We start from the raw sequence: 26,275 nt of genomic DNA, 5'->3' as shown, positions 1-26,275 counted from the left end.
GAGAAGTCCCCCGGCGACCGGCGCCGGGAGTGCGGCCGCCCGGGAACAGCGCTGTCCCCACGCACCCGCTTCGCACGGCGGACCTGCACCCACCTTGCGCTACGGATCATAACTATGAGTGGCTGCGCATGAGTCGTCGCACCGGAGCATGAGGGGCGCACCGTCCGCCAACCGGGCTTCTAGGCTGGGGCCATGACAACGGAGTCCCGGAGTTTCCCCCGCCAGCACGCGCGCAGTCAGCGCTTCACCCTCGGAGCACCCCGCTCCCTCACCGTCGCCCCGGACGGCTCGCGGATCGTTTTCCTTCGTTCCAGGTCAGGGACTGATCGCTCGCAGATGCTCTGGGTTCTCGACGTGACCGAGGACGGCAAGAGCGCCGAGCGGCTGCTCGCCGATCCGGCCGCCCTGCTCGGCGCGGGCGGCGAGCGGCTCTCGGCGCGGGAGCGCGCCCGGCGTGAGCGGGCCAGGGAGAGCGCGGCGGGCATCGTCGGGTACGCGGGGGACGCGGCCCTCACGACGGCGGTGTACGCCCTGTCGGGGCGCCTGTGGACGACCGATCTGCGCTCCGGGGCGAGCCGTGCGCTCGCCGTGCCCGGCCCCGTCATCGACCCGCGCCCCTCCCCCGACGGGACGAGGATCGCCTACGTGTCCGAGGGCGCCCTGCGGCTCGTGGCCGCGGACGGGAGCGGGGACCGGGCGCTCGCGGCACCCGAGGAGGCCCAGGTCACCTACGGGCTCGCGGAGTTCGTCGCCGCCGAGGAGATGGACCGGACGCGCGGCTTCTGGTGGTCGCCCGACAGCGCGCGGCTCCTCGTCGCGCGTGTCGACGAGTCCCCCGTGCGGCGCTGGTGGATCGCCGACCCCGCGCACCCGGACCGCGAGCCGGCCTCGGTCGCCTACCCGAGGGCCGGGACCGCCAACGCGGACGTGCGGCTCTTCCTGTACGACCTCGAAGGCGGCCGCACCGAGGTCGAGTGGGACCGCGCCCGCTACCCCTACCTCGCGCGCGTGCACTGGACGGCCGCCGGGGCGCCGCTGCTGCTCGTGCAGTCCCGGGACCAGCGCGCGGTGCTCTACCTCGGCGTGGACGAGGAGAGCGGCGCGACGCGGATGGTGCACGCGGACGAGGACCCGGACTGGGTGGAGCTGCGCGGCGGTTCCCCGGCATGGACCCCGGACGGCAAGCTCGTGCGGATCACGGACGAGGGCGGGGCGCGGGTCCTCGCGGTCGGCGACCGGCTGCTGACCGGGGGGACGCTCCAGGTCCGCTCGGTGCTCGACGTGGGCGCCGACGACGTGCTGATCTCGGCGTCGGCGGGCGCGGAGGCGGCGGATCGCGAGATCGGCGAGATCCACGTGCACCGCGTGAGCCCGCTCGGGGTCGAGCGGGTCAGCGAGGGTCCGGGGGTCCACTCGGCCGTGCGCGGCGGCCCGTTGACGGTGCTCTCGACCGCGACCACGGACGCCTACGGGACGACGTACCGCGTGCTGCGGGACGGCGAGGAGATCGCCCGCCTCGCCTCGTACGCCGAGACCCCGGCCCTCACGCCGCGCCCGGTGCTCACGACGGGGGGCGCACGGGAGATTCCGTGCGCGGTGCTGCTGCCGTCCTGGTACCGCGAGGAGGAGGGTCCGCTTCCCGTCCTCATGGACCCGTACGGAGGCCCGCACGGCCAGCGCGTCGTGGCCGCCCGCAACCCGCACCTGACCTCGCAGTGGTTCGCCGAGCAGGGCTTCGCCGTCGTCGTCGCCGACGGGCGCGGCACGCCGGGGCCCTCGCCCGCGTGGGAGAAGGCGGTCAACCGCCGCCTGACGCTGAGCCTGGACGACCAGGTGGACGCGCTCCACGGCCTCGCGGACCGTTTCCCGCTCGACCTGACGCGCGTCGCGATCCGCGGCTGGTCCTTCGGCGGCTACCTCGCCGCGATGGCCGTCCTGCGCCGCCCCGACGTCTTCCACGCGGCCGTCTCGGGCGCCCCCGTGACGGACCTGCGCCTCTACGACACGCACTACCAGGAGCGCTACCTCGGCGACCCGGCCACCGAGCCCGAGGTGTACGCGCACAACTCGCTCGTCACCGACGAGGGCCTCTCCGAGGCCCGCGAGCCGCACCGCCCGCTGATGCTCATCCACGGCCTCGTGGACGACAACGTCGTCGTCGCGCACGGCCTGCGCCTGTCCTCGGCGCTCCTCGCCGCGGGCCGCCCGCACGAGTTCCTGCCGCTGAGCGGCGTGACACACATGACGCCGCAGGAGGAGGTCGCGGAGAACCTGCTGCTCTTCCAGGTCGACTTCCTGCGCCGCTCGCTGGGGCTCAGCGCGCGCGAGGACTGAGCGGGGCGGGGCTCGCCGCGGGCGCGCGCACCGGGGTACGGAGCAGCGCGAGCACGGCGAGCCCCGCGAGGACGTACGCGAGGGTGCTGGCGAGCGAGAGCTGAAGGCGCGGCGTGCCGCTCAGCGCCCCGTCGAAGCGCTCCTGGCGCAGGGCCACGGAGAGCCTGACGAGTCCCCAGGCGAGCAGCATCGCCCCGGCGGCGGTACCGAGCGCGCGCCCGGCCCGCGCGCGGGCGGCGCAGGCGATGCCCGCGGCGAGGGCGAGCAGCACGAGCGCGGCGGCCCACCAGGGCTGCGGGGTCGCGAGGAGCGTGAGGGTCGTACTGCGGTTCCCGAGCAGGGCACCCCGGTAGGCGGCGGCCCCGTAGTCCCCGACGCGCACGGCCTCCCAGACGGCGAGCAGCCCGGCGGACAGGAGCAGGACAGCGGCGGCGGTACGGGCCGGAGCCACGGCCGCCTCCGCCGCGGGAGGACGCCGCGTGGCGAGGGCGCAGCCGAGCAGCACCACGCCGAGCGCCAGCCCCACGAGGACGGTGAGCCGCGCGAGCGCCCGCAGCCCCTCCCCGGCCCACGGCCCGGTCCACGGCTGCGCGAGCAACCAGGCGGACGGCAACCGCACGACGAGCGCGCACGCCCCCACGACGGCGAGCGCGGAAGCGGCGGCACGGGGCGCCCTGACCACCCGTACGGCCCCCCACACCCCGAGCACGAGGAGCAACCCGTCCGCAAGCCCGGTCACCTGCACGGTCCCGCCCCACGCGGACGGCGCCCCGGCCCACAGCCACCAGACCCGGGTGGGGTGACCGTGGGCGACGGAGAGATCCCGTACGGCCCAGACGAGACCGAGGAGAGCGAGCACCGCGCAGGCGAGGGCGCCGGTCCACCTCGCACGCGAAACATTCCCCATGCGGTCAAAGGTGCCACACAGGAGGGACGACGTCCGGCCGGCGCCGGCGGCGCGGCCAAGCTCAACTCGCGGCGGGCAGGCGATGACGGGCGCGCTCGGCGGAGGCCGCGACACGCTTGTCCCGCTGCCGGAGAGCCAGCAGGGTGGTGAGCTCCCGGACATACCCGTGAGCGCGAGCGGAACGGACCCGGGACAGGAGCGGCACGGAGCGGTCCGCCGACGAGCCCCTGCTCCGGATCGGCGTCCAGCGCTCAGCCGGACGCGGCGTTCAGCACCACGTCCACCAGCCTGTTCGCCGCGTCCGGGCGTCCCTGCGCCCGTGCCGCCGCCGCCATGGCCTCCCTGCGCGAGGGGTCGTCAAGAAGGGGGCCGACGGCCTCGCGAAGGCGTTCCCCGGTCACCTCGCCCTCAAGGGCGACGGCCGCACCGGACTCCTCCAGGTGCCGGGCGTTGTGCGCCTGCTCGTTCCCGGCCGAGGACGCCAGGGGGATGAACACGGCCGGCTTGCCCAGCGCCGTCAGCTCGGCGAGCGTTCCCGCGCCACTGCGCGAGATCACCAAGGCGGCCAGGGCCAGTACATCGGGCAGCTCCGAGCCCACGAACGGGGTCAGGTGATACCGGGCCGCGACGTGCGGGGGAAGCCCGCTCGCGCGCGCGGCCAGCGCCTCGTAAGGGGCGGGCCCGCACTGATGCACCACGTTCGCGCGCTCCAGCAACCACAGCAGTTCCCCGCCGATCAGATCGTTGATCTGCTGCGAGCCCTGCGCCCCGCCGGTGACGTACACCGTGGGCAACGCTCGATCGAAGCCGCTGCCCAGGGCGGAGACGGCCTTCTCCGGGTGCCCGGTCAGGACCTCGGGACGTACGGGGTTCCCGGTGACCACGGCGAGGGGCCGCACGCTCTCGTCGAGGAACGGCAAGGTCGACTCCGAAGAGACCGCGATCCGCGACGCGCTGCCGGCGAGCTTCCGGTTGGCGAGCCCGAGCCGGACGGTCTGCTCGTGCAGCACCAGGGGGACCTTGCACACGCGGGCCGCGAGTCCGGTCGGTACCGCTACGTACCCGCCTGTCGCGAGCACCACGTGAGGGCGGAAGCTCGCGACCGCCTTGCGGGCCTGAGCGACACCGAGGGGCACGCGCGCCATGTCCCGCACGTTCGCGGGCGACACCATCTTCAACGGGTTCGACGCACGCCGCACCTTGCCGGTGGCCACCGCGGTGAACGCGATCCCCTCTGCTTCGGCGACACCCGCCTCCAGGCTGTCGGTGCTGCCGATCCACAGCACATCGAGCGAGCGCCCCCACGCCGTCAGCCGCTCCCGCAACGTACGGACCGCGGTGAGAGCGGGATAGGTGTGCCCGCCGGTACCTCCACCCGTCACGATCAGACGGAACGCGGCGGGGAGTTGAGAGGTGGTATCCACATGGGCACTCTAACGGCCACGGGCGGGGAAGCTGAGGAGCTAAGTCCGGGAGACGCCCCCCAACGACGACCGGCCGGGGCGGCTTTCGTCGCCCCGGCCGGTCTCACGGCACCCGCACGGCCGTACAAGAAGGAGCCTGCCCCGTCCGTATATCGGAGCGGCGTCCGCCGGGTTGCCGCCGTGTTAAGCCCTTTCAAGCCCGCTCAGTCGGTGGGCACGATCCGCTTCTCCTCCGCGAAGTGGCACGCCGAAGGGTGTTCCGCCGGGATGCCGCGTCCCTTGAACCACTCGGGGATCGCGAGCACCGGGTCCTCCACCGCGCACTTCTCCTGCGCCTTGAAGCACCGCGTCCTGAAGTGGCAGCCGCTCGGCGGGTTGGCGGGTGAGGGCACGTCCCCGGTGAGGATGATCCGCTCGCGGTGCTCGCGCTGGGAGGGGTCGGGGACCGGCACTGCGGAGAGGAGCGCCTGCGTGTAGGGGTGCGTGGGGTGCTCGTAGATCTGTTCGTCCGTGCCCGTCTCGACGACGCGGCCGAGGTACATGACGGCGACGCGGTCGGAGATGTGGCGGACGATCGAGAGGTCGTGCGCGATGAAGACGTAGGAGAGGTCGAACTCCTGCTGGAGCCGCTCCATGAGGTTGATGACCTGCGCCTGCACCGAGACGTCGAGGGCCGATACGGGTTCGTCGGCGACGATGATCTCGGGGCGCAGCGCGAGGCCACGGGCGATGCCGATGCGCTGGCGCTGGCCGCCGGAGAACTGGTGCGGATAGCGGTTGATGTACTCGGGGTTGAGGCCGACGACGTCGAGGAGGTCCTGCACGCGCTTGCGCCGGTCCCCCTTCGGCGCGACCTCCGGGTGGATGTCGTAGGGCTCCCCGATGATGTCGCCGACGGTCATGCGCGGGTTGAGCGAGGTGTACGGGTCCTGGAAGACCATCTGGATGTTGCGGCGCACCGCTTTGAGGGCGCGGCCCGAGAGCTTGCTGATGTCCTCGCCCTTGTAGCGGATCGTGCCGCCCGTGGGCTGCTCCAGGTGGACGAGCATCTTGGCGACGGTCGACTTGCCGCAGCCGGACTCGCCCACGATGCCGAGGGTCTCGCCGCCGCGCAGGTCGAAGTCGACGCCGTCGACGGCCTTGACGGCGCCGACCTGGCGCTTGAGGACGACGCCCTGGGTGAGCGGGAAGTGCTTGGCGAGGCCGCGCACTTCGAGGATCGGCTGGCCGGCCGCGTAGGCGTTCTTCTGGTGCGCCTTGGACATGAGCAGTTCGGCCTCGCGCCCCTCGCGCCTGGCCTCCTTGCGGCTGCCGTGCTCATCGCGATGCATCGAGGGTCTCCTTCCAGTAGTGGCAGGCGCTGGCCCTGGTCGGTGAGACCTCGTAGAGCGGCGGATCGTCGTGCAGGCAGCGCTCGCGGGCGCGCGGGCAGCGGGGGTTGAACGAGCAGCCGTCCGGGATGTGCAGCAGGTTGGGCGGCAGGCCGCTGATCGCGTAGAGCTCGCGGCCCTTCTGGTCCAGGCGCGGGATCGACTGGAGGAGACCCTCGGTGTACGGGTGCGCGGGGGCCTTGTAGATCTCGTGCACGGGCGCGGTCTCGACGATGCGGCCCGCGTACATGACGGCGATCTTGTCGGCGACGTCGGCGACGACGCCCAGGTCGTGGGTGATGAGGATGAGGCCCATGTGGTACTCGCGCTGGAGCTCCGCGAGCAGGTCCATGACCTGCGCCTGCACCGTCACGTCGAGGGCCGTGGTGGGCTCGTCGGCGATGATCAGCTTGGGTTCGAGGGCGAGCGCCATCGCGATCATGATGCGCTGGCGCATACCGCCGGAGAACTGGTGCGGGTACTGGCGCACGCGTTCCTTGGCGGCGGGGATGCGGACCCGCTCCATGAGCTCGACGGCCTTGGCGCGGGCGTCCTTCTGGGACATGCCCTGGTGGACGGTGAACATCTCGCCGAGTTGCTGGCCGACGGTGAGGACGGGGTTGAGCGAGGAGAGCGCGTCCTGGAAGATCATCGCGATCTGCGCGCCGCGCACCTTGCGCCGCCTGTCCTCCTTCATCTTGAGCAGGTCCTGGCCCTCGAAGAGGATCTCCCCGGCGGGGATGCGGCCCGGGGGCATGTCGAGGATGCCCATGATCGCCTGGGCGGTGACGGACTTCCCCGAGCCCGATTCGCCGAGCACGGCGAGGGTCTCGCCCGCGTCGACGTCGTAGCTGACCCCGTTGACGGCCTTGACGACGCCGTCCCTGGTCGCGAACTCGACGTGCAGGTCTCGCACTTCCAGCAGCATGGCGGGCTCCTCAGCGCAGCTTGGGGTCGAGGGCGTCGCGCACCGCGTCGCCGAGCATGATGAAGGCGAGCACGGTGATCGCCAGGGCCCCGGAGGGCCACAGGAGCATGTGCGGGGCGTTGCGCACGTTCCCCGAGGCGTCCGAGATGTCGATGCCCCAGGAGACGGTGGGGGGCCGGAGCCCGACGCCGAGGAAGGAGAGGGTGGCTTCGAGCGCCACGTACGTGCCGAGCGCGATGGTCGCGACGACGATGACGGGCGCGACGGCGTTCGGCGTGATGTGGCGGAGCAGCATCCGGGTGTTCGAGGCGCCGAGGGCGCGCGCGGCCTCCACGTAGTCGTTCTGCTTCGTCGTGATGACGGAGCCGCGGGCGATGCGGGCGATCTGCGGCCAGCCGAGGAGCACGATGAAGCCGACGACGGGCCAGACCGTGTTCGAGGTGACGACGGAGAGCAGGACGAGGCCGCCGAGGACGACGGGGATCGCGAAGAAGATGTCGGTGAGGCGGGAGAGGATCGAGTCCCAGAAGCCGCCGAAGAACCCGGCGAGCCCGCCGAGGATCGAGCCGAGGATCGCGACGCCGAGGGTCGCGCAGACGCCGACGGTCACCGAGGCGCGGGCGCCGTAGACGGTGCGTGTGTAGACGTCGCAGCCCTGGTTGGTGAAGCCGAAGGGGTGCCCGGAGCGGGAGCCCCGCTGCGCGTCGGAGAGGTCGCACTTGAGCGGGTTGCCCGAGGCGATCAGGGACGGCCAGATCGAGATCACGATCAGGAACAGGATGATCAGCGCGGAGATGATGAAGACCGGGTTGCGGCGCAGGTCGCGCCAGGCGTCGGACCACAGGCTGCGGGGTTTCTCGCGCGGGTCGCCGCCCTCGGGCTCCTCACCGACCAGGCTGCCGCCCTCGCCGGTCGCGAGGGCCTCGACGCCGCCCTGACCGCGGGCGCCTACCGCCTCGTCGGCGGGCGGGAGGTGGTTCTCCGGCTCCGGCTCGGACTCCGGAGTGGGCTCGGGCTCACGCATAGCGAATCCTCGGGTCGAGAACGGCGTAGAGGAGGTCGACGAGGAGGTTGGCGATCAGGAAGACGAGGACGAGTACGGTCACGAAGCCGACCACCGTCTGCGTGTTCTGCCGCAGGATGCCCTGGTAGAGCTGGTAGCCGACGCCGTGGATGTTGAAGATGCGTTCGGTGACGATCGCGCCGCCCATGAGGGCGCCGATGTCGGTGCCGATGAAGGTGACGACGGGGATGAGCGAGTTGCGCAGCAGGTGCCGCACGATGACGCGGTGGCGCGGAAGCCCCTTGGCGATGGCGGTGCGGACGTAGTCGGCGCGGCGGTTCTCGGCGATCGAGGTCCGCGTCAGCCGGGTGACGTAGGCGAGGGAGACCGAGGCGAGGACGAGTCCGGGCAGGATCAGTTCGTCGAAGGGGGCCTCGGCGGACACGGCCGGTTTGATCCAGCCCCATTTCACGCCGAGGAGCAGTTGCAGCAGCAGGCCGGTGACGAAGGTCGGCACCGAGATCACGACGAGCGTGAGGATGAGGACGCCCGTGTCGTCGGGCTTGCCGCGGCGCAGTCCGGTGAGGACGCCGAGGCTGATGCCGATGACGATCTCGAAGATGATCGCGATGATGGTGAGCCGGATCGTGACCGGGAAGGCGTCGCCCATCAGGTCGAGGACGGACTCGCCGTTGAAGGCGGTGCCGAAGTCCCCGGTGAAGAGGTTGCCCATGTAGGTGAGGTATTGCTGCCACACGGGCTTGTCGAGGCCGAGGTCGTGACGGAGCTGGCTGGCGGTGGCCGGGTCGCACTGGCGGTCACCGCACAGGCCCGCGATGGGGTCGCCCATCACGTTCACCATCAGGAAGATCAGCAGCGTGGCGCCGATGAACACGGGGATCATCTGGAGCAGACGCCGGATCACATAACGTCCCATGGACAGCTCCGGGGTTGGGGGCGCGGGCCCTGGCGGGTGGGGCGGGGGGACGGGGAAACGCCGATGCCCGGCGCACGGAGCGTGCGCCGGGCCCATCGGCCGGGGCGGTCCGCCGTCAGCTGACCTTGATCTCGTTGTAGACCGGGACGCTGAAGGGGTTCAGGGCCACGTTCGAGAGGCGGTCGGAGTAGCCGGCGTTGCCGTTCTGGTACCAGAGCGGGATGGCGCCCATGTCGTCGCGCAGGACCTTCTCGGCGTCCTGGAAGGTCGTCACGGCCTTCTTGGTGTCCGTCTCGGCGTTCGCCTTGTCGACGAGGCCGTCGAACTTCTTCGAGCTGTACTTGCCGTCGTTGGACGAGGCGTCGGTGTAGTACAGCGGCTGGAGGAAGTTCTGGATGAGCGGGTAGTCCATCTGCCAGCCGGCGCGGAAGGGGCCGGGCATCTTGTGCTGGCCGATCTTGTTGCGGAAGTCCGCGAAGGTGCCGGTCGGGTCGCCGACGCACGCCTTGTCGTTGTCCAGGGCGTTGTTGATGTTGTTGCAGATCGCGTCGACCCACTCCTTGTGGGAGCCGGTGTCGGCGTTGTAGCCGATCTTGAGCTGGCCGTTCGGGATGCCGCCCGCGCCCTCGATGAGCTTCTTCGCCTCGTCCGGCTTGTAGTCGCACGCCTCGCCGCACAGCCCCGGCTTGTACCCGCCGTCCTCGCCGAGCACCGGCGAGGTCCAGTCGGTGGCGGGGGTGCGGGTCTTCTGGAAGATCGTCTCGGTGATCTGCTTGCGGTTGATCGCCATCGACAGGCCCTTGCGCAGGTCCGCGCTCTTGGGACCGTTCCACTCCTTGTCGTAGAAGGGGAAGGCGAGGGTCTGGATGATGCCGGCCGGCTGGTTGATGTACCGGTCACCGAGGTCGTTCTTGACGTTCCGGAGCTGGTTGGCCGGGATGTCGTCGGCGAGGTCGAGGTTCCCGGCGGTCAGGTCGGTATAAGCGGTGTTGACGTCGGTGTAGACCTTGAGGTCCACGCCGTTGTTCCGCGCCTTGTCGTCGCCGGGGTAGCCGTCCCACTTGCGCAGCTGCATCTGCGAGCCGCGCTTGTAGGAATCGATGGTGTAGGGGCCGTTGCCGATGGGCTTCTTGAGCCACTGCGCGTGATTGTCGAAGAAGGAGCGGGGCAGCGGGGCGAAGGCGGCGTAGCCGAGGGTCTCGGGCCAGGTCGAGAACTTCTGGTTGAGCTTGACGGTGAAGGTGCGGTCCCCGGTGACCTTGAGCCCGGAGAGCGTCTGGGCGGTGGCCTGCCCCTCCGAGGGGTGCACCTTGTCGTAGCCGTCGATCTGGCCGAAGAAGTAGGCGTTCTTCTGGTTGTTCTTCAGATTCGCGCCGTAGTTCCAGGCGTCCACGAAGGATTTGGCGGTGACCTTCTCGCCGTCCGAGAACTTCCAGCCGCTCTTGATGGTGATGTCGAAGGTCTGGGAATCCTTGGTGTCGATCTTCTCGGCCAGCATGTCCTCGGCCTTGCCGGTCTTCGGGTTGTACCGCTTGAGACCCCGGAAGACCAGGTCGAGGACCTTGCCGCCCTGCACCTCGTTGGTGTTCGCCGGCTCCAGGGGGTTCTGCGGATCGCCCCAGGAGGCGCGCACGACGCCGCCACCGTTGCCGCCACCGCCACCGCCGCCACCGCTGTCGTCGCCGCCGCCGCAGCCCGTCGCGGCCAGCGCGACGACGGCCGCCCCCGCGACCCATTTCGCGTGCGTGGCTCCTCGCATCGGTGCCTCCTCGTGAGCGTCATATCGCACTTAGTGCCTCATACCATCGCATAAGGTACAAGCGCGCACGGCGAGCTGAGCCGGGCGAGTCACCCGGGGAGGGCACGGGCAGGCGGTGCGGGTACGGCGAAGGCCCCGCCACCTCGCGGTGACGGGGCCTTCGGGCCGGACGGAACGCCTCAGGCGGCGTTCACGATGTCCTTCTCCTCGGCGAAGTGGCACGCCGATTCGTGCGCGGCCGGGATGTCCTTCGTACGGAAGATCTCCGGCACCGCGAGGAGGGGGGTCTCCTGCGCGCACTTGTCCTGGGCCTTCCAGCAGCGGGTGCGGAAGGAGCAGCCCGAGGGCGGGTTGGCCGGCGAGGGCACGTCGCCCGACAGGATGATCCGCTCGCGGTGGTCACGGGCCTCGGGGTCGGGGACCGGGACGGCGGAGAGGAGCGCCTGCGTGTACGGGTGCGTGGGGTGCTCGTAGATCTGCTCGTCGGTGCCGATCTCGGCCATCTTGCCGAGATACATGACCCCGACCCGGTCCGAGATGTGGCGGACGATCGACAGGTCGTGCGCGATGAAGATGTAGGACAGGTTGAACTCGTCCTGGAGCCGCTCCATCAGGTTGATGACCTGGGCCTGCACCGAGACGTCGAGCGCGGAGACCGGCTCGTCGCAGATGATGACCTCCGGGTTGAGCGCGAGGCCGCGGGCGATGCCGATGCGCTGGCGCTGACCGCCGGAGAACTGGTGCGGGTACCGGCTGATGTACTCCGGGTTGAGCCCGACGACGTCGAGGAGGTCCTGCACGCGCTTGCGCCGGTCCCCCTTCGGCGCGACCTCCGGGTGGATGTCGAAGGGCTCGCCGATGATGTCGCCGACCGTCATGCGCGGGTTGAGCGAGGTGTACGGGTCCTGGAACACCATCTGGATGTTGCGGCGCACGGCCTTCAGTGCGCGCCCGGACAGCTTGGTGATGTCCTGGCCCTTGTAGAAGACCTCGCCCGCGGTCGCCGTCTCCAGCGTCATGAGCAGCTTCGCGACGGTGGACTTGCCGCAGCCGGACTCGCCCACGATGCCGAGGGTCTCGCCCTGGTAGAGGTCGAAGGAGACCCCGTCCACGGCCTTGACCGCGCCGACCTGGCGCTTGAAGACGATCCCCTGGGTGAGCGGGAAGTGCTTCTTGAGGCCCCGCACCTGGAGGATCGGCTCCCCGCGGTCGACGCTCGCGTCGATCGCCGCGACGGCCTCGTCCTCGGTGGCGGCCTTCACCGTCTCCACGGCGGAGACGTTGGGGGCGGCGTCAGCCTTCTTCTGCTCCGGCTTCTCAGCCATTGACCGTCTCCTTCCAGAAGTGGCAGGCGCTGCGGCGGCCCGCGAGCGGTTCGCCGTCGGGGCCGAGCACGTCCACCAGCGGCGGACGGTCGGTGCGGCAGATGTCCTGCGCCATGGTGCAGCGCGGGTTGAAGGCGCAACCCTGCGGGATGTGCAGCAGGTTGGGCGGCAGGCCCTTGATCGCGAAGAGCTCCTGCCCCTTCATGTCCAGGCGGGGGATCGACTGGAGCAGCCCCTTGGTGTAGGGGTGGGCCGGGTTCTTGTAGATCTCGTGCACGGGGGCGGTCTCGACGATGCGGCCCGCGTACATGACGGCGATCTTGTCCGCGACGTCGGCGACCACGCCGAGGTCGTGGGTGATGAGGATCAGCCCCATGTGGTACTCGCGCTGGAGCTCCGCGAGCAGGTCCATGACCTGCGCCTGCACCGTCACGTCGAGCGCCGTGGTGGGCTCGTCCGCGATGACCAGGTCGGGCTCCAGGCACAGCGCCATCGCGATCATGATGCGCTGGCGCATACCGCCGGAGAACTGGTGCGGGTAGTCGTTGACCCGCTCCTTGGCCGCCGGGATCTTGACCTTGTCCATCATCTCGATGGCCTTGGCCTTGGCGTCCTTGCGGGACAGCCCCTGGTGGACCCGGAACATCTCACCGAGCTGATAGCCGACGGTGAGGACGGGGTTGAGCGAGGAGAGCGCGTCCTGGAAGATCATCGCGATCTTCTGGCCGCGTATCTGCCGGGCCTCCTCGCGGGACATCTTCAGCATGTCCTTGCCGCGGTAGAGGATCTCGCCCTGCGGGATCTTCGCGGGGGGCATGTCGAGGATGCCCATGATCGCCTGGGCGGTGACGGACTTGCCGGAGCCGGACTCGCCGAGCACGGCGAGGGTCTCGCCCGGGGCGACCGTGTAGTTGACACCGTTGACCGCCCTGACCACGCCCTCGCGGGTGCGGAACTCGACGTGCAGGTCGCGCACGTCCAGGAGCGGGCCGTCCTCGGCGCCGGATTCGCGCGGCGAGGGAACGGTGTCCGGAGTGGAATCGATGATGGTCACGAGCGTCTCCCTCAGCGGAGCTTCGGGTCGAGGGCGTTGCGGACGGCTTCGCCGAGCATGATGAAGGCGAAAACGGTGAGCGTCAGCATGATCGAGGGGTACAGCAGCACGTGCTGGGCCACCCGGATCTGGGCGAGGCCGTCGGAGATGTCCGCGCCCCAGGAGACGGCCGGGGCGGAGAGCCCGAGGCCGAGGTAGGAGAGCGTGGCCTCCGCGCCGATGTACGTGCCGAGCGCGATGGTCGCGACGACGATCACCGGGGCCATGGCGTTCGGCAGGATGTGCCGGAGCATGATCCGCGAGGTGCTCGCGCCGAGGGCCTTCGCGGCCTGGACGTAGTCGGACTGCTTGACGGTGAGTACCGAGCCGCGCATGACGCGGGTGATCTGCGTCCAGCCGAGGATGCCGAGCGCGGCGGCGACGAGCCACCACTTGCGGTCGGTGAAGGCGTTCATGACCAGCATGGCGCCGAGCAGGAACGGGATGCCGAAGAAGATGTCGGTCACCCGGGACAGGATCGCGTCGAGCCAGCCGCCGAAGTAACCGGCGATCATGCCGACGAAGCTGCCGAGCAGCGTCACGATGACCGTCGCGCCGAAGCCCACGAGGACCGAGTTGCGGGTGCCGTGGACGAGACGGGCGTAGACGGAGCGGCCCTGCTGGTCGTAACCAAGCCAGTCGGCCTGGAAGACGTGCCCGAGCTTCGGCTTGCTCAGGTAGTGGTTCTGGAGGTCCGTCGCCGTCGGGTCGGTGCCGGTGAAGAGACCGGGCCAGGCCGACATGACGATGAGCAGCAGGATGATCAGCGCCGAGACGATGAACATCGGCCGGCGGCGCAGGTCCACCCAGGCGTCGCCCCACAGGCTGCGGGTCTTGTCCTTGGCGGCCTTCTCCACGACGGCGGTGTCGGCCGTGGGGACCGCTTCGCCGAGCGTGTGCTTCGCGGCTTCGTCGGCCGCTTCCTTGGTGAGGTCAGGCATAGCGAATCCTCGGGTCCAGGACCGCGTAGAGCAGGTCGACGAGCAGGCTGCACAGCAGGTAGACGAGGACGAGGATCGTCACGAGTCCGACCAGCGTGGTGCCCTCACGGCGCACGATGGATTCGTAGATCGTCCCGCCGACGCCCTTGATGTTGAAGGCGCCCTCCGTCACGATCGCGCCGCCCATGAGGGCGCCGAGGTCGGTACCGAGGAAGGTGACGACGGGGATCAGCGAGTTGCGCATGAGGTGCACACCGATGACGCGGCGCCGGGGCAGGCCCTTGGCGACGGCGGTGCGCATGTAGTCGGCGCGGCGGTTCTCCACGAGGGTGCCGCGGGTCAGACGGGCGACGTAGGCCAGCGAGGCTGTCGCCAGCACCGCCGCCGGTGCCAGCATCTGCCCGATGTTGGTGTCGTCGTTGACGTTCGGTGGCAGGTTCGCGGGGAACAGGATCGCGGCCTTGATGAGGAACGCGAGCACGAACACCGGGATGGAGATGAAGAGCAGCGTCAGGATCAGGATCGCCTGGTCCAGGAACTTGCCGGCGAACATCCCGGAGATGATGCCGAGCGTGATACCGAAGACGATCTCCAGGACGAGAGCGAAGACAGCGAGCCTGATGGTCACCGGGAAGGCGTCACCGAGGATGTCGGTCACCGGACGTCCGCTCGCGATCTGCGTGCCGAAGTCGAAGTGGGCAACCATGTCCCACATGTAGTTGCCGTACTGCACGAATATGTTCCGGTCGAGGCCGTATTCGTGGCGAAGAGAGGCGAGCTGGGCCGGTGAGGCCCCCTTGTCGCCGAAGAGACCTCGCACGGGGTCCCCCGGTAGGAGGTAAACCGCGAGAAAGATCAGCAGAGTGGTCCCGATGAACACCGGGATCATCTGGAGCAGGCGTCGTATGACGTAGCGCCCCATCGTGCCTCCATGTAGTCACAGCTGACAGCCAACGGGCCCTCCCCCGACGTCCGGTGCGTCCGTCGGTGAAGGGCCCCCAGCTGCGGCTATGCGCCCGGCCGGCGGTGTTCACACCGGCCGGGTCGCAACGAGCCTGGATTCTTTTGTTACTTCTTGACCTGGATCTGCGTCAGGATCGGGTCACCGGTCTGCGAGTAGTCCACGTTCTGGACCTTCGGCGAGTAGCCGGCGTTGACCTTGTAGTACCAGAGCGGGATGCCGGGCATGAACTCGACGAGCTTCTTCTCGACCTCCTGGTACTCCTTGACGGAGTCCTCAAGGGTCTTGGCCGAGTCGGCCTTGGCGATCAGGTCGTCGACCTCCTTGTTGGAGAAGCCGCTCTGGTTGCCGTCCGACTTCGTGCCGTAGAGGTCACGGATGAAGTTGGCGTTCATCGGGTAGTCCAGCACCCAGCCACTGCGGTAGAAGGACTTGACCTGCTTGGCGTCACGGGCGTTCAGGTCGGCCTGGAAGTCGGCCTTCGAGTCGCCCACGCACTTGATGCCGGTCGCCTTGGTGATGGAACCGCAGACGGCCTCCACCCACTCCTTGTGGCCACCGTCGGCGTTGTACTGGATCGAGATCTTGTTGCCCGGGACGCCGCCGCCGTCCTTGATGAGCTTCTTCGCCTTGGCCGGGTCGTACTTGGTGACGTCACCGGCGACGTTCGGCTGGTAGCCGTTGACGCCCTTGGCGACGAAGCCGGTGGCGGGCTCGCGGGTGCCCTGCAGCACGGTCTTGGTGATCGTGTCGCGGTCGATCGCCATGGACAGACCCTGGATGACCTTGGGGTCGACGTCCTTGAACTGCTTGCCGTAGAAGGCCGGGACGATCGTCTGGATCGCGGAGTAGGCCTTGTCCACGGCGCGGTCACCGAGGTCCGTCTTGTAGACCGGGAGGTCCTTCGGGCCGATCTGGCGCAGCACGTCGACGTTGCCGGACTTGAGGTCCTCGTAGGCGGTGTCGAGGCTGGAGTAGTTCTTGAAGATCACCCCGCCGTTCTGCGCCTTGTCCGGGCCCTGGTAGCCGTCGAACTTGGTGACCTTGATCTGCTTCTTGTGGTCCCAGCTCGCGAACTTGTAGGGGCCGTTGCCGATCGGCTTCTCACCGGCGGCCTTCGGGTCCTTGTAGAAGGACTCGGGGAGGGGGGAGAAGACCTCGTAGCCGAGCTTGTACTCGAAGTACGGCAGGGACTTGCTCAGCTCGATCGTGAAGGTGTTGTCGTCGACGACCTTCAGGCCGGACATCTCCTCGGCCTTGGGCTTGCCCTTGGCCGGGGCGACGTCGTCGTACCCCTTGATGTCGGAGAACCAGGCGCTGTTGGTCTGCTTGTTCGCCGGCTGGGCGGCCCAGTTCCACGCCTTGACGTAGGACTCGGCGGTGACGGTGGTGCCGTCGTGGAACTTCCAGCCCGGCTTGAGCTTGACCGTGTAGGTCTTGCTGTCCTTGGTCTCCACCGACTGGGCGTTGACCATCTTGATCTGGCCCTTGGCGTCGTAGTCGACGAGCTGCGAGAACAGCGACTTGACGACGATGCTGCCGTTGGACTCCATCGTGTTCGCCGGCTGCAGGGGGTTCTGCGGCTCGCCGACCTCGACGGAGAAGATCCCCTTGGTGTTCACCGCGCCCGCGGCGGGCTTCTTGCTGCTGTTGTCGTTGCTGTCGCCGTCGTCGCTGCCACAGGCGGTAGCCGCCAGGGCGATGATCGCCGCGCCCGCAACCCACTTGGCGCTTGTCGCACCACGCATGGGGTTCCTCCTCATGAGTCCACTTGTCCACTGCAAAGAGAGGGGCGCACGACACATGCCGACGACGGTGCCTTCATGGGAGTGCTGCGCCTCAGTGTGCTCGTGAGTCGGCGCGACAGCGCGTGACCCATTGACCCGAGCTCTACGCCGAACACTATTCGTCATTTGAACGACGACTGACCACACCCTTTTGGTCTCGGTTCGGTCACACCTGTTCCAGTCGGCTCTTAAAATCCGGACAAATAGAGGCGAAGCAGATGGGTGCGAAACGGACTCGTTACACAGTTATCGGTCAGGGCATTCCGCTATTCGGACACCCAGCGAAGAAAAAGGGTTGCGGAGAGTGGCCCTACAGGTCACCCCGCGTGGCGGTGACCCTCCGTGGTCGACGCGCGTCAACTCCGGCCAACGGGACGCGGCCCCGGGGGTGTTGAAGCGCCGCCGCGCACCAGGGTGCCACGCGGGCGCGGCGGAGGGGAGGGCACCTCGGGAAAATGGGCCCGAGCACCGCACAAGCCACCGCGAAGTCACCACACACGAGGGGCAGTTGGGGAACAGGGCGCCCCCGAGGCGCTTTCGGGAACGGGACCCGCGCGAGGGGTCGACGCGCGGCGGCGGGCCGTCCCTTCGGGGCGAGCCGTGTCCGGGCACGCGGAGGGCCCGGCACCCCCCGCGGGAGTGCCGGGCCCCGGTGTGGCGCGGGGTCAGTTGTGCTTGGCGCGGGAGGCCGAGCGGGCGCGCTCACGGCCGTCGAGGACGACCTTGCGGATACGGACCGTCTCCGGGGTCACCTCGACGCACTCGTCGTTGCGGCAGAACTCCAGGGACTGCTCCAGCGAGAGCTTGCGCGCGGGCACCACGTTCTCGGTGGTGTCGGCGGAAGCGGCACGCATGTTGGTGAGCTTCTTCTCCTTGGTGATGTTCACGTCCATGTCGTCGGCGCGCGAGTTCTCGCCGACGATCATGCCCTCGTAGACCTCCGTCGTGGCCTCGGTGAAGATGACGCCGCGCTCCTGGAGGTTGACCATCGCGAAGGGGGTCACGACGCCCGCGCGGTCCGCGACCAGCGAGCCGTTGTGGCGGGTGCGCAGCTCACCGAACCAGGGCTCGTGGCCCTCGAAGATGGAGTGCGCGATACCGGTGCCGCGGGTCTGGGTCAGGAACTCGGTACGGAAGCCGATCAGGCCGCGGGAGGGCACGATCCACTCCATGCGCACCCAGCCGGAGCCGTGGTTCGTCATGGTCTCCATCCGGCCCTTGCGGGTCGCCATGAGCTGGGTGATCGCGCCGAGGTGCTCCTCGGGGGAGTCGATCGTCATGCGCTCGATCGGCTCGTGGACCTTGCCGTTGATCTCCTTGGTGACGACCTCGGGCTTGCCGACGGTCAGCTCGAAGCCCTCGCGGCGCATCTGCTCGACCAGGATGGCGAGCGCGAGCTCGCCGCGGCCCTGGACCTCCCAGGCGTCGGGGCGCTCGGTGTCGAGCACGCGCAGCGAGACGTTGCCGATCAGCTCGCGGTCGAGGCGGTCCTTGACCTGGCGGGCGGTGACCTTGTGGCCCTTGCCGCCCTTGCCGACCAGCGGCGAGGTGTTGGTCCCGATCGTCATGGAGATCGCCGGCTCGTCCACCGTGATGAGCGGCAGCGCGACGGGGTTCTCGGTGTCGGCGAGGGTCTCACCGATCATGATGTCGGGGATGCCCGCGATCGCGCAGATGTCACCGGGGCCCGCCTTCTCGGCCGGCTTGCGGGTGAGCGCCTCGGTCATGAGCAGCTCGGTGATGCGGACGTTCTGGATCGAGCCGTCCCGCTTGATCCACGCGACCGTCTGGCCCTTGCGCAGCTCGCCCTGCTCGACGCGGCACAGCGCGATGCGGCCGAGGAAGTTGTCGGCGTCGAGGTTGGTGACGTGCGCCTGGAGGGGCGCGGCCTCGTCGTACTCGGGGGCCGGGACGGTGTCCAGGATCGTCGAGAAGAACGGCTCCAGGTTGGTGGAGTCGGCGGGGACGGTGCCGTCCTCGGGCTTGGTGAGCGAGGCCACCCCGTCGCGCGCGCAGGCGTAGACGATCGGGAACTCGATCTGCTCCTCGTCCGCGTCGAGGTCGAGGAAGAGGTCGTACGTCTCGTCGATGACCTCGGAGATCCGCGAGTCGGGGCGGTCCGTCTTGTTGATGCAGAGGATGACGGGCAGCCGCGCGGAGAGTGCCTTGCGCAGCACGAAGCGGGTCTGCGGGAGGGGGCCCTCGGAGGCGTCGACCAGGAGCACCACCGCGTCCACCATCGACAGGCCGCGCTCGACCTCACCGCCGAAGTCGGCGTGGCCGGGGGTGTCGATGATGTTGATGGTGATGGGCTCGCCCCCGTCCTTGGGGTGGTACTTCACGGCCGTGTTCTTGGCCAGGATCGTGATGCCCTTCTCACGTTCCAGGTCGTTGGAGTCCATCATGCGGTCGTCCAGGTGCTCCGCCGCGTGCGCGGCGAAGGCCCCGGCCTGCTTCAGCATGGCGTCGACCAGCGTCGTCTTCCCGTGGTCGACGTGGGCGACGATGGCGACGTTACGGATGTCATGGCGCGTGGGCACTTGCGGCGATTCTCCCGAGTCGTGGATGGCTGCGCGTCCGGTGTCGTACGCGCGCCCTGCCGGGCGGAACATGCCACGGCCTCACCCCATCGTACGGGGCCCGTACCGGGTGGCGCGGTACGGGCCCCGCGGGTGGGCTCGGGAGGAGACGGGGGTCACTCCCCGCCGGGGGCCCTCGTGTTCATCACGGGCTTGCCGGCCGGCGCCTTCGTGCCCTTCGGGCCGCTGTCGCCCTTCTTCGCGAAGCCGATGTTCTCCCAGTCCGGGGTGGCGAAGCCGAAGGCCCCGGCGTTGCGGAGGTCGGAGCGCGCGGCGACGAGTTCGGGGCGCTGGTAGAGCGGGATGGAACCGGCGGCGGCCCAGATGCGGGCGTCCGCCTTCTTCACGAGCTGCCCGGCCTCCTTGGCGTCGAGGGTCCCGGCCGCCTGGTCGAGGAGCTGGTCGATGCGGTCGGTGCCGACGCGCGTGTAGTTCTGGTCGACGTTGAGCGAGCCGTCCGCCGCCGGGACGGGCTTGCCGTAGACGGGGCGCGCGTCGGTGGCGGGGAAGGCGGTGCCCGGCCAGGACCACAGCGCCATGTCGTAGTCGCCGGTCGCGATGTGGTCCTTGAAGTAGGAGGCGTCGGGCACCTTCTGCACCTGGGCGCGGATGCCGATCTTCTCGACCATGCCGGCGATCTTCTCGCCGACCTCGCGCAGCTGCGCGGAACCGGCGCCCGAGGGGACGACGAAGCGGAGCGTGAGGGGCTTGCCGTCCTTGCCGAGCATGGCGGGGGCCCCGGCGGGGCCCGCCTTGGGCGCCGCCTCGTCCTTCTCCTCCGGCTGCCGCGGCGCGGGGGTCCCCTTGGGGGCATAGGCGCCGGGGGCCCCGGCGGCCTTCGCGGCCGGGGCCGCCATCGCGTACGCCTGGTGGAGGAGGACGGACTGCGGGGGTACGGGGGCGGGGGCGAGCGGGGCCCCGGCGCTCTCGGCCTTCTCCTTGGCCTCGGCCTTGGCCTTGGCCTTGGCCTTGGCCTTCTTCTCCGCCTCGGCCTTCTTCCCGGCCGCCCGGGCCTTCCCGGCCTCGGCGCCGGTCTTCTCGCCACGGGCCTCGTCCTCGGGCGCCTTGCCGTCGGTACGGGGCGCCTTGTCGTCCGCGTCGCGCTGCGTACCCGCCGCGGTGCCCGCCTTGCCGTCGGCGCCCGCGCCGGCCTTGCCCTGCGCGGCCTCGTCCTTCTTCGCGGCCTCCCCGGAGACGGGGGCCTGCTTGTAGCCCGCGTCGGAGAGGAGGGCCTGCGCCTCGACGGCGTCCTGCTTGCCGAGGGCGCCGCTGCTGTCGGCGTAGGCGTCCTGGCCCGCGAGGGCGAGGTGGCTGCCGACCGGGTCGGCGGGCAGGCCGAGGGGCTTGAGGACGAGCTGGGCGAGGGCCTTGCGGTCGAGGGCGCGGGCCACCGCGCGGCGTACGCGCTCGTCGGAGAGGGGGCCCGACTCGCCGTTGAGCGCGAGCTGCGTGTAGGCGGGTTCGAGGCTCTTGCGCAGGCGGTAGCGGCCGAGGCTGCGCTGCTGGGCCTCCTCGACGGCGCGGGCCTCGGCGAGGTCGGCGCGGTTCTGCCGGTCGAGGCGGTTGACCTGCTCGGGGGAGCCCTTGGCGAAGGCGCGGGAGTAGACGTCGGCGGCGACGGCGCCCGCGGCGTTCGGGCCGTTCTGCGGGGCGAGCGGGCCGCCGTCGCCCTTGCCCGCGCGGGCGACGCGCGCGGCCTCGTCCTGTTCGACGGGGGCGAGGTCGACGCGTCCGTCGAGCATGGCCTTGACCCGCTTGCCGGCGGGGAGCGCGCGCAGGACGAGGGCGTCGAGCTTGGCGCGGTCGCCCCACCAGCGGGTGTCGCGCTCCAGCGTGAGGTCGCCGCTCTCGCGGTCCTCCTTGCCGACCCGGAAGGGGCCCGCGCTCACGGCGAGCCCGGAGCGCGCGCCGTCGTTGAAGGTCTGGGGGCTGCCCATGACCTCCTTGGGGTACAGCGGCGAGAAGAGGGCGCGCCAGTCCGCGTAGGGCTTGGCGAAGGTGACCCGTACCTCCTGCGCGTTCGCGCCGCGCTCGACCTTCGCGATGCGGTCGTAACCGGCGTTGCGCGCGGTCCAGTACTTGCTGTCGGAGCCGCGCAGCGCCTGCCACTGGGCGGCGAAGTCCTCGGCGCCGAGGTCGCGGCCGTTGTTCCAGGCGGCCTTGGGGTCGAGGTGGTAGACGACGACCTGGCGGGGCTCGGTGGTCTCGACCTTCGCGTCGCGCAGGTACGCGGCGGAGCGGGCGGGGCGGCCCTGCCGGTCGAGGTGGAACATCGAGGGCAGCGTGGCGGAGGCGACGCGCGCGGTGGTGGTGTCGGCGTCGGCCTGGAAGGTGTTGAGGGTGCTGGGGAGCTGGTCGACCGCCCAGTGCAGGGTGCCGCCCTCCGCGACGCGGTCCCGTGCGGCCTGGTGGACGTCGGGCGCGACGACGCGCCCCGCGTGCGAGCCGCCGCCGTCGCCGGAGCAGGAGGCGAGGGCGGGCACGGCGAGCACGCCTGCCACCAGGAACACGGCGGAACGCAGTCTCGGGCCGCTGTACGACGACATCGTGCTGGTACCTCCGTGGCGTGACGCCTTTGTCCGACTTTCTGCTTACGGTCCGATCACATCTATTGCCCTCCACGCGGGATATGCCGGTCAGCGCACCCGGTTGGCCCACGGAAGTCCCCCGGGGGAAGCAGCGCGGCGAGTGGCGGGCGCGGTACGGGTACCTCTCCCCCATGACCCGCATCGTCGCCGACATCTCGGCCTCCCTCGACGGCTTCGTCACCGGCCCCCGCCCCGGGCCCCGCAACGGGCTCGGTGACGGCGGGGAGGCGCTGCACACCTGGGCCTTCTCGGACGACCCCGAGGACCGGCGGGTGCTCGGCGAGGGGACGGCGCGCTCCGGGGCCGTCGTCCTGGGGCGTCGGCTCTTCGACGTCGTGGACGGGCCCGAGGGGTGGGACGACGAGGTCGGGTACGGGGCCGGGGAGGTGGGCCGGCCCGCCTTCTTCGTCGTGACGCGCGCGAGGCCCGGCTCGGTACGGCTCGCCGCGCTCGACTGGACCTTCGTCACGAGCGGCCTGCCCGACGCCGTCGCCGCCGCGCGCGCCCGCGCCGAGGCCGCCTCCGCCGCCGCGGGGCGGGAACTCGACGCCGTCCTCATGGGCGGCGCCGCGCTGATCCGCTCGGCCTTCGCGGCGGGGCTCGTCGACGTCCTCTCGCTGCACCTCTCCCCCGTGCTGCTCGGCGCGGGCACCCCGCTCTTCACCGGTGGCACGGCGCGCGGGCTCGTGCAGCGGGACGTGCGCGTGACCTCGACGGCGACGCACCTCACGTACGACGTGGTGTGAGGACGTACGCGGAAGGGGCGGCCACCGCGCCGGTGGCCGCCCCTTCCGCGTCGAGTGCCCGGCCTCAGCCGAGGAGCTTGGTGATCTCCTCGGTCGTGCCGGTCTCGCCGAGGCGCGGGAAGACGCGCTCGACGCTGTTGGTGTGGGCGTCGGCGTTCATGTCGGTGACGGCGTCGGTCACGACGGTGACGTTGTAGCCGTACTCCTGCGCGAAGCGGGCGGTGGACTCGACGCCGATGCTCGTGGCGATGCCGGTCAGGACGACCTGGGTGACGCCCCGGCGGCGGAGCTGCGAGTCGAGGTCGGTGCCGTAGAAGGCGCCCCACGTCTGCTTCGTGACGCGGATGTCGGAGTCCTGCGCGTCCAGGTCCGCGACGAGGTCCGCCCAGTCGGCCGGGGGCTGCTCGCCGCGCTGCGGGGCCTCGTTGCGGCCGGGGGCGCCGCCGGTCACGTTGACGAGGACGACGGGCAGGCCCTTGGCGCGGAAGGCGGCGGCGAGAGCGGCGGAACGCGCGATGACGTCCTTCGAGGGAATGGGCGCGCCCGGCATGGCGGCGATGCCCTTCTGGAGGTCGACGACGATCAGCGCGGTGCGGGGGTCGAGGGTCGTGGCGGTCATGGGTGGTGCTCCTTCGTAACGGGTCGTACCGGTGAGGGGCCGCTCAGGCGCGGGGGCGCAGGGAGCGGTCCAGGAGGGTGAGGACGAGGACGGCCGCGCCGAGCACGGCCGAGACGAGCGCCATGAGGTGCATACCGCTGTCGGAGGCGCGCCGCCCGTAGGCGAGCGCGATGAGGCTCGAAGCGGTGATGGCGCCGATGTACTGCGCGGTGCGCTGGAGCCCGGCCGCCGAGCCGATGGAGTCGGCGGGGGCGTGCTGCTGGATGGCGGCCTGGTTGCTCGTGCCGAGGAGGCCCTGCGGGATGCCGAAGCAGGCGGCGATGAGGAGCAGCACGGCGAGCGGTGTGCGGCCGGTGATGCCCGCGAGGACCCCGGCGCCGAGCGTGAGGAGGGCGGCGCCGAGGGAGAGCGGGGCGCGGATGCCCTTCGTACGGGCGGCCGTGAGCGAGCAGACGAGGGCGCACAGGGACATCGGCAGCATGACGAGCCCGCTCTGCGTGGAGGAGTAGCCGTGCGCCTCCTCCAGCCACTGGGTGAATCCGTACATGACGCAGTAGATCTGGAGGTAGCTCAGCCCGTGGCGCAGGTAGGTGCGGGCGAGGGGGCCGTTGCGGGCGATCATCCGCAGGTCGAGGAAGGGGCGGGGGGTGCGCAGTTGCCAGCGTGTCAGGAGCGCCGCGCAGAGCGCGAAGGGGGCGAGGAGCCACCAGTCGGGGTGCGCGAGGTCGAGGAGGAAGACGCACAGGAGGGTGAGCGCGGCGGCGAAGAGGCCGATGCCGAGGGGGTCGATGCCGAGCGCGCGGGGCTTCTCCCCGGCTTCGGTACGGGCCGTAGGGGGCCGGTCGGCCGGGACCCACACGAGCGCGAGCGCGAAGGCCGCGAGCGCCATCGGCACGTTGACGAGGAAGATCGCCCGCCAGCCGAAGGCCCCGACGAGCACGCCGCCGAGCGTCGGCCCCACGGCGGTGGAGCCGAGCCCTGCGAAGGAGAGCCGGGCGAGTACGGGGCGCGGGGTCGGCCTGCCGACGCGGCGCGACTCGTCGCGCAGCACGGCCATCGCGGCGGGGTACGCGGCCGAGGTGCCGATGCCGAGCAGGAGCCGCGAGAGGAGGAGCCAGCCGAAGCCGGGGCCGAAGGTCCCGACGAGCCCGGAGGCCACGACGACGAGCAGCCCGCCGAGGAAGACCCGGCGCGGCCCGATCGCGTCGGCGAGCTTGCCGAGCACAGGCTGGGCGACGGCGCTCGCGAGGTAGAGCACCGAGATGAGCCAGGCGGTGTCGGCGGCCCCGATGCCGAGATCGTGCCCGATCGCGACCAGGGCGGTCGAGATCATCGTGGTGTTGAGCGGGTTGAGCACCGAGCCGAGGAGCAGGGGCGCGGTGAGCCGCGCGGCGAAGCCGGAGCCGCCGGGCGTGGCGCGGGCGGCTTCCGGGCGGTCGGGGCCGCCGGGTATCGGGACGGGCGCGTCGGCCGGGGCGGTACGGGGGTGGGGGGCGCCCGGGGTGCGGGAGCGGGAGGCCCCGCCCGCGGGAGGGGCCGGAGCGGTGTCCGCACGCGAGGCGGGGGCGGTGTCCGTATGCCTGTCGCCGGGGCCGGTCACCCTTCCACCACCTTGCCGAGGAGGGTCACGGCCTCGGCGACGAGGGCGCGTTCCCCGGGGGACAGCTGGGTGTCGAGGGCGTGGGTGAGCCAGGTGCGTTTGGCGGCGCGGACCTCGGCGAGGACGGTCCGGCCGCGCTCGGCGACCGAGACGACGGACTGGCGGCCGTCCCCGGGGTCGGGGGCGCGGGCGACGAGTCCCTGTTCGTGCAGGTAGCCGACCGTGGCGCGCATGGACTGGGGGCGGACGTGCTCGGCGCGGGCGAGTGCCGCCGTGGTCATCGGGCCCTCGCGGTCGAGGCGGGAGAGCGCGGAGCGCTGGGTGGGGCTGAGGAGGCTGCGCGCGGAGTGCGTCCGCAGGCGCCGCATGAGCAGCCCGGCCACCGAGGACAGCTCGTCGGCGAGCCGCGCGCTGTCCGGGTGCGGGCCGCCGGGGGCAGACCGCGCGGGCGGTGCGGTGGGCTCGGTCATGTCGGCCACCGTACGAGTTCGACAGGGAAACTTGCAAACTTACTTGTCGATCCGAACGGCCCGGCCGACGCTTCGGCACGCCTCCCCGCTCCGCCTCCTCACCCCTGCGTCGCGCGACGCCCCCGCGCGAACCGTCCCGGTGTCGTGCCCAGGAAGCGGCGGAAGTGGCGGGTCAGGTGGGGCTGGTCGTAGAAGCCGGACTCCGCGGCGGCGCGGGCGGCGGGGACGCCTTCGAGGAGGAGGCGGCGGGCGCGGTCGAGGCGGCGGGAGGTCACGTACTGGTGGGGTGCGATGCCGAAGGCGCGGGTGAAGGCGCGGACGAGGTGGGTCTCGTCCGCGTGCAGGAGGCGGGCGGCCTCGGCGAGGCTCAGGGACCCGGGGAGGCGGGCGTCGAGCAGGTCGCGCAGGTCGTGCGGCAACGAGCCGGCGGGGAAGGGCTGTTCCGCCGTCGCGCGCAGGTGGCGGCGCAGCCGGTCCACGACCAGGACGAGCCTGCTCTCCGCCTCCAACTCCTCGCCCGGGTGCCTCAGTACGGAGTGCAGGCGCCCGACGCGGTCCCGGAGCAGGGGGTCGGCGAGGTCCGGGGTGTCGGCGGCGGGGCCGGTCAAGTCCGTTCCCAGGCGGGTGAGATCGAGGTACAGGACGCGCTTGCGGAAGCCGCCGGGGCTCGCCGCGGAGCCGTTGTGGGGGACGTACGGGGGCAGCAGCGAGACCGTGCCGCGCGGGGTGCCGTGGGGGTGCCTGCCCAGGTCGTAGCGGACCGCGCCGTCGTCCACGATGAGCAGCGTCCACGCCTCGTGCACGTGCATCGGGTACGCGTGGTCCGTGAAGCGCGCGTGCAGCACCTCCGTCACCCCGGGGACAGCGGGCCGCCACGCCGAGATCTCGTGCCGGGTGGCCATCC

At 70.9% G+C, this 26,275-nt stretch carries 20 protein-coding genes; 2 read left to right on the top strand and 18 right to left on the bottom strand.

Going from position 1 to position 26,275, the window contains the following annotated elements:
* Window positions 1-192 precede the first annotated feature (192 nt).
* A complete protein-coding gene (locus ACIP4O_RS12710) occupies window positions 193-2,334 on the top strand; it encodes a prolyl oligopeptidase family serine peptidase (RefSeq protein WP_401574452.1) in 2,142 nt (713 codons plus the stop codon).
* On the opposite strand, the gene ACIP4O_RS12705 is transcribed toward ACIP4O_RS12710, so the two are convergent.
* The 14 genes from ACIP4O_RS12705 to ACIP4O_RS12640 all read right to left on the bottom strand — a co-directional run bounded on the left by ACIP4O_RS12705 (window position 2,315) and on the right by ACIP4O_RS12640 (window position 21,894).
* A complete protein-coding gene (locus ACIP4O_RS12705) occupies window positions 2,315-3,241 on the bottom strand; it encodes a hypothetical protein (protein ID WP_401574451.1) in 927 nt (308 codons plus the stop codon). The two genes, ACIP4O_RS12710 and ACIP4O_RS12705, sit on opposite strands and share 20 nt — an antisense overlap.
* A gap of 251 nt (window positions 3,242-3,492) precedes the next feature.
* Window positions 3,493-4,665 (bottom strand): UDP-N-acetylglucosamine--N-acetylmuramyl-(pentapeptide) pyrophosphoryl-undecaprenol N-acetylglucosamine transferase, encoded by a 1,173-nt coding sequence (locus tag ACIP4O_RS12700; RefSeq protein WP_401574449.1) that lies wholly within the window; start codon window positions 4,663-4,665, stop codon window positions 3,493-3,495.
* A 203-nt stretch (window positions 4,666-4,868) separates the two neighbouring features.
* Complete coding sequence (locus ACIP4O_RS12695) at window positions 4,869-5,996, bottom strand: ABC transporter ATP-binding protein (protein WP_401574447.1); 1,128 nt, start codon at window positions 5,994-5,996, stop codon at window positions 4,869-4,871.
* A complete protein-coding gene (locus tag ACIP4O_RS12690; RefSeq protein WP_361328494.1) occupies window positions 5,983-6,963 on the bottom strand; it encodes an ABC transporter ATP-binding protein in 981 nt (326 codons plus the stop codon). The genes ACIP4O_RS12695 and ACIP4O_RS12690 overlap by 14 nt, the downstream gene beginning before the upstream one ends.
* A 10-nt stretch (window positions 6,964-6,973) precedes the next feature.
* The gene (locus tag ACIP4O_RS12685) at window positions 6,974-7,987 is read right to left on the bottom strand and encodes an ABC transporter permease (protein WP_401574445.1); all 1,014 of its coding nucleotides are present in this window, start codon (window positions 7,985-7,987) and stop codon (window positions 6,974-6,976) included.
* Entirely contained in the window at window positions 7,980-8,903 is a 924-nt protein-coding gene (locus ACIP4O_RS12680) for an ABC transporter permease (protein WP_008745801.1), read from the bottom strand. The genes ACIP4O_RS12685 and ACIP4O_RS12680 overlap by 8 nt, the downstream gene beginning before the upstream one ends.
* Before the next feature lie 115 nt (window positions 8,904-9,018).
* Complete coding sequence (locus ACIP4O_RS12675; protein ID WP_401574442.1) at window positions 9,019-10,662, bottom strand: ABC transporter substrate-binding protein; 1,644 nt, start codon at window positions 10,660-10,662, stop codon at window positions 9,019-9,021.
* Window positions 10,663-10,841: 179 nt separating this feature from the next.
* On the bottom strand, window positions 10,842-11,987 hold the full coding sequence (locus tag ACIP4O_RS12670; RefSeq protein WP_401574440.1) for an ABC transporter ATP-binding protein: 1,146 nt from the start codon (window positions 11,985-11,987) through the stop codon (window positions 10,842-10,844).
* Window positions 11,980-13,041, bottom strand: a complete 1,062-nt coding sequence (locus tag ACIP4O_RS12665) for an ABC transporter ATP-binding protein (protein WP_401574438.1) — start codon at window positions 13,039-13,041, stop codon at window positions 11,980-11,982. The genes ACIP4O_RS12670 and ACIP4O_RS12665 overlap by 8 nt, the downstream gene beginning before the upstream one ends.
* Window positions 13,042-13,052: 11 nt before the next feature.
* Entirely contained in the window at window positions 13,053-14,021 is a 969-nt protein-coding gene (locus ACIP4O_RS12660; RefSeq protein WP_401574436.1) for an ABC transporter permease, read from the bottom strand.
* On the bottom strand, window positions 14,014-14,943 hold the full coding sequence (locus ACIP4O_RS12655) for an ABC transporter permease (protein WP_401574434.1): 930 nt from the start codon (window positions 14,941-14,943) through the stop codon (window positions 14,014-14,016). Before ACIP4O_RS12655 ends, ACIP4O_RS12660 begins: the two co-directional genes overlap by 8 nt.
* 146 nt (window positions 14,944-15,089) lie before the next feature.
* A complete protein-coding gene (locus ACIP4O_RS12650; RefSeq protein ID WP_401574432.1) occupies window positions 15,090-16,730 on the bottom strand; it encodes an ABC transporter substrate-binding protein in 1,641 nt (546 codons plus the stop codon).
* Between the two features lie 704 nt (window positions 16,731-17,434).
* Window positions 17,435-19,309 carry a translational GTPase TypA gene (gene typA, locus ACIP4O_RS12645; RefSeq protein ID WP_401574430.1) on the bottom strand — a complete coding sequence of 625 codons (1,875 nt, stop codon included), beginning with the start codon at window positions 19,307-19,309 and terminating at the stop codon, window positions 17,435-17,437.
* A gap of 155 nt (window positions 19,310-19,464) precedes the next feature.
* Entirely contained in the window at window positions 19,465-21,894 is a 2,430-nt protein-coding gene (locus tag ACIP4O_RS12640) for an ABC transporter family substrate-binding protein (protein ID WP_401574428.1), read from the bottom strand.
* A 173-nt stretch (window positions 21,895-22,067) separates the two neighbouring features.
* On the opposite strand from ACIP4O_RS12640, the gene ACIP4O_RS12635 reads away from it, so the two are divergent.
* On the top strand, window positions 22,068-22,682 hold the full coding sequence (locus ACIP4O_RS12635; protein WP_401574426.1) for a dihydrofolate reductase family protein: 615 nt from the start codon (window positions 22,068-22,070) through the stop codon (window positions 22,680-22,682).
* 64 nt (window positions 22,683-22,746) lie between these two features.
* Here the strand turns inward: ACIP4O_RS12635 and ACIP4O_RS12630 are convergent, their stop codons facing one another.
* The 4 genes from ACIP4O_RS12630 to ACIP4O_RS12615 form a co-directional block, all read right to left on the bottom strand.
* A complete protein-coding gene (locus tag ACIP4O_RS12630; protein WP_401574424.1) occupies window positions 22,747-23,301 on the bottom strand; it encodes an isochorismatase family protein in 555 nt (184 codons plus the stop codon).
* Between the two features lie 43 nt (window positions 23,302-23,344).
* The gene (locus ACIP4O_RS12625) at window positions 23,345-24,754 is read right to left on the bottom strand and encodes an MFS transporter (RefSeq protein WP_401574936.1); all 1,410 of its coding nucleotides are present in this window, start codon (window positions 24,752-24,754) and stop codon (window positions 23,345-23,347) included.
* 143 nt (window positions 24,755-24,897) lie between these two features.
* Entirely contained in the window at window positions 24,898-25,380 is a 483-nt protein-coding gene (locus ACIP4O_RS12620) for a MarR family winged helix-turn-helix transcriptional regulator (protein WP_401574422.1), read from the bottom strand.
* Window positions 25,381-25,469: 89 nt separating this feature from the next.
* The gene (locus ACIP4O_RS12615) at window positions 25,470-26,273 is read right to left on the bottom strand and encodes an AraC family transcriptional regulator (RefSeq protein ID WP_401574420.1); all 804 of its coding nucleotides are present in this window, start codon (window positions 26,271-26,273) and stop codon (window positions 25,470-25,472) included.
* Window positions 26,274-26,275 lie beyond the last annotated feature (2 nt).

This window comes from Streptomyces sp. NPDC088923, assembly GCF_044749745.1.
In the GTDB taxonomy this organism is placed as follows: Bacteria; Actinomycetota; Actinomycetes; order Streptomycetales; family Streptomycetaceae; genus Streptomyces.
Note: the sequence above shows the minus strand (reverse complement) of the source record. Positions and strands in the feature narration are given on the sequence as shown.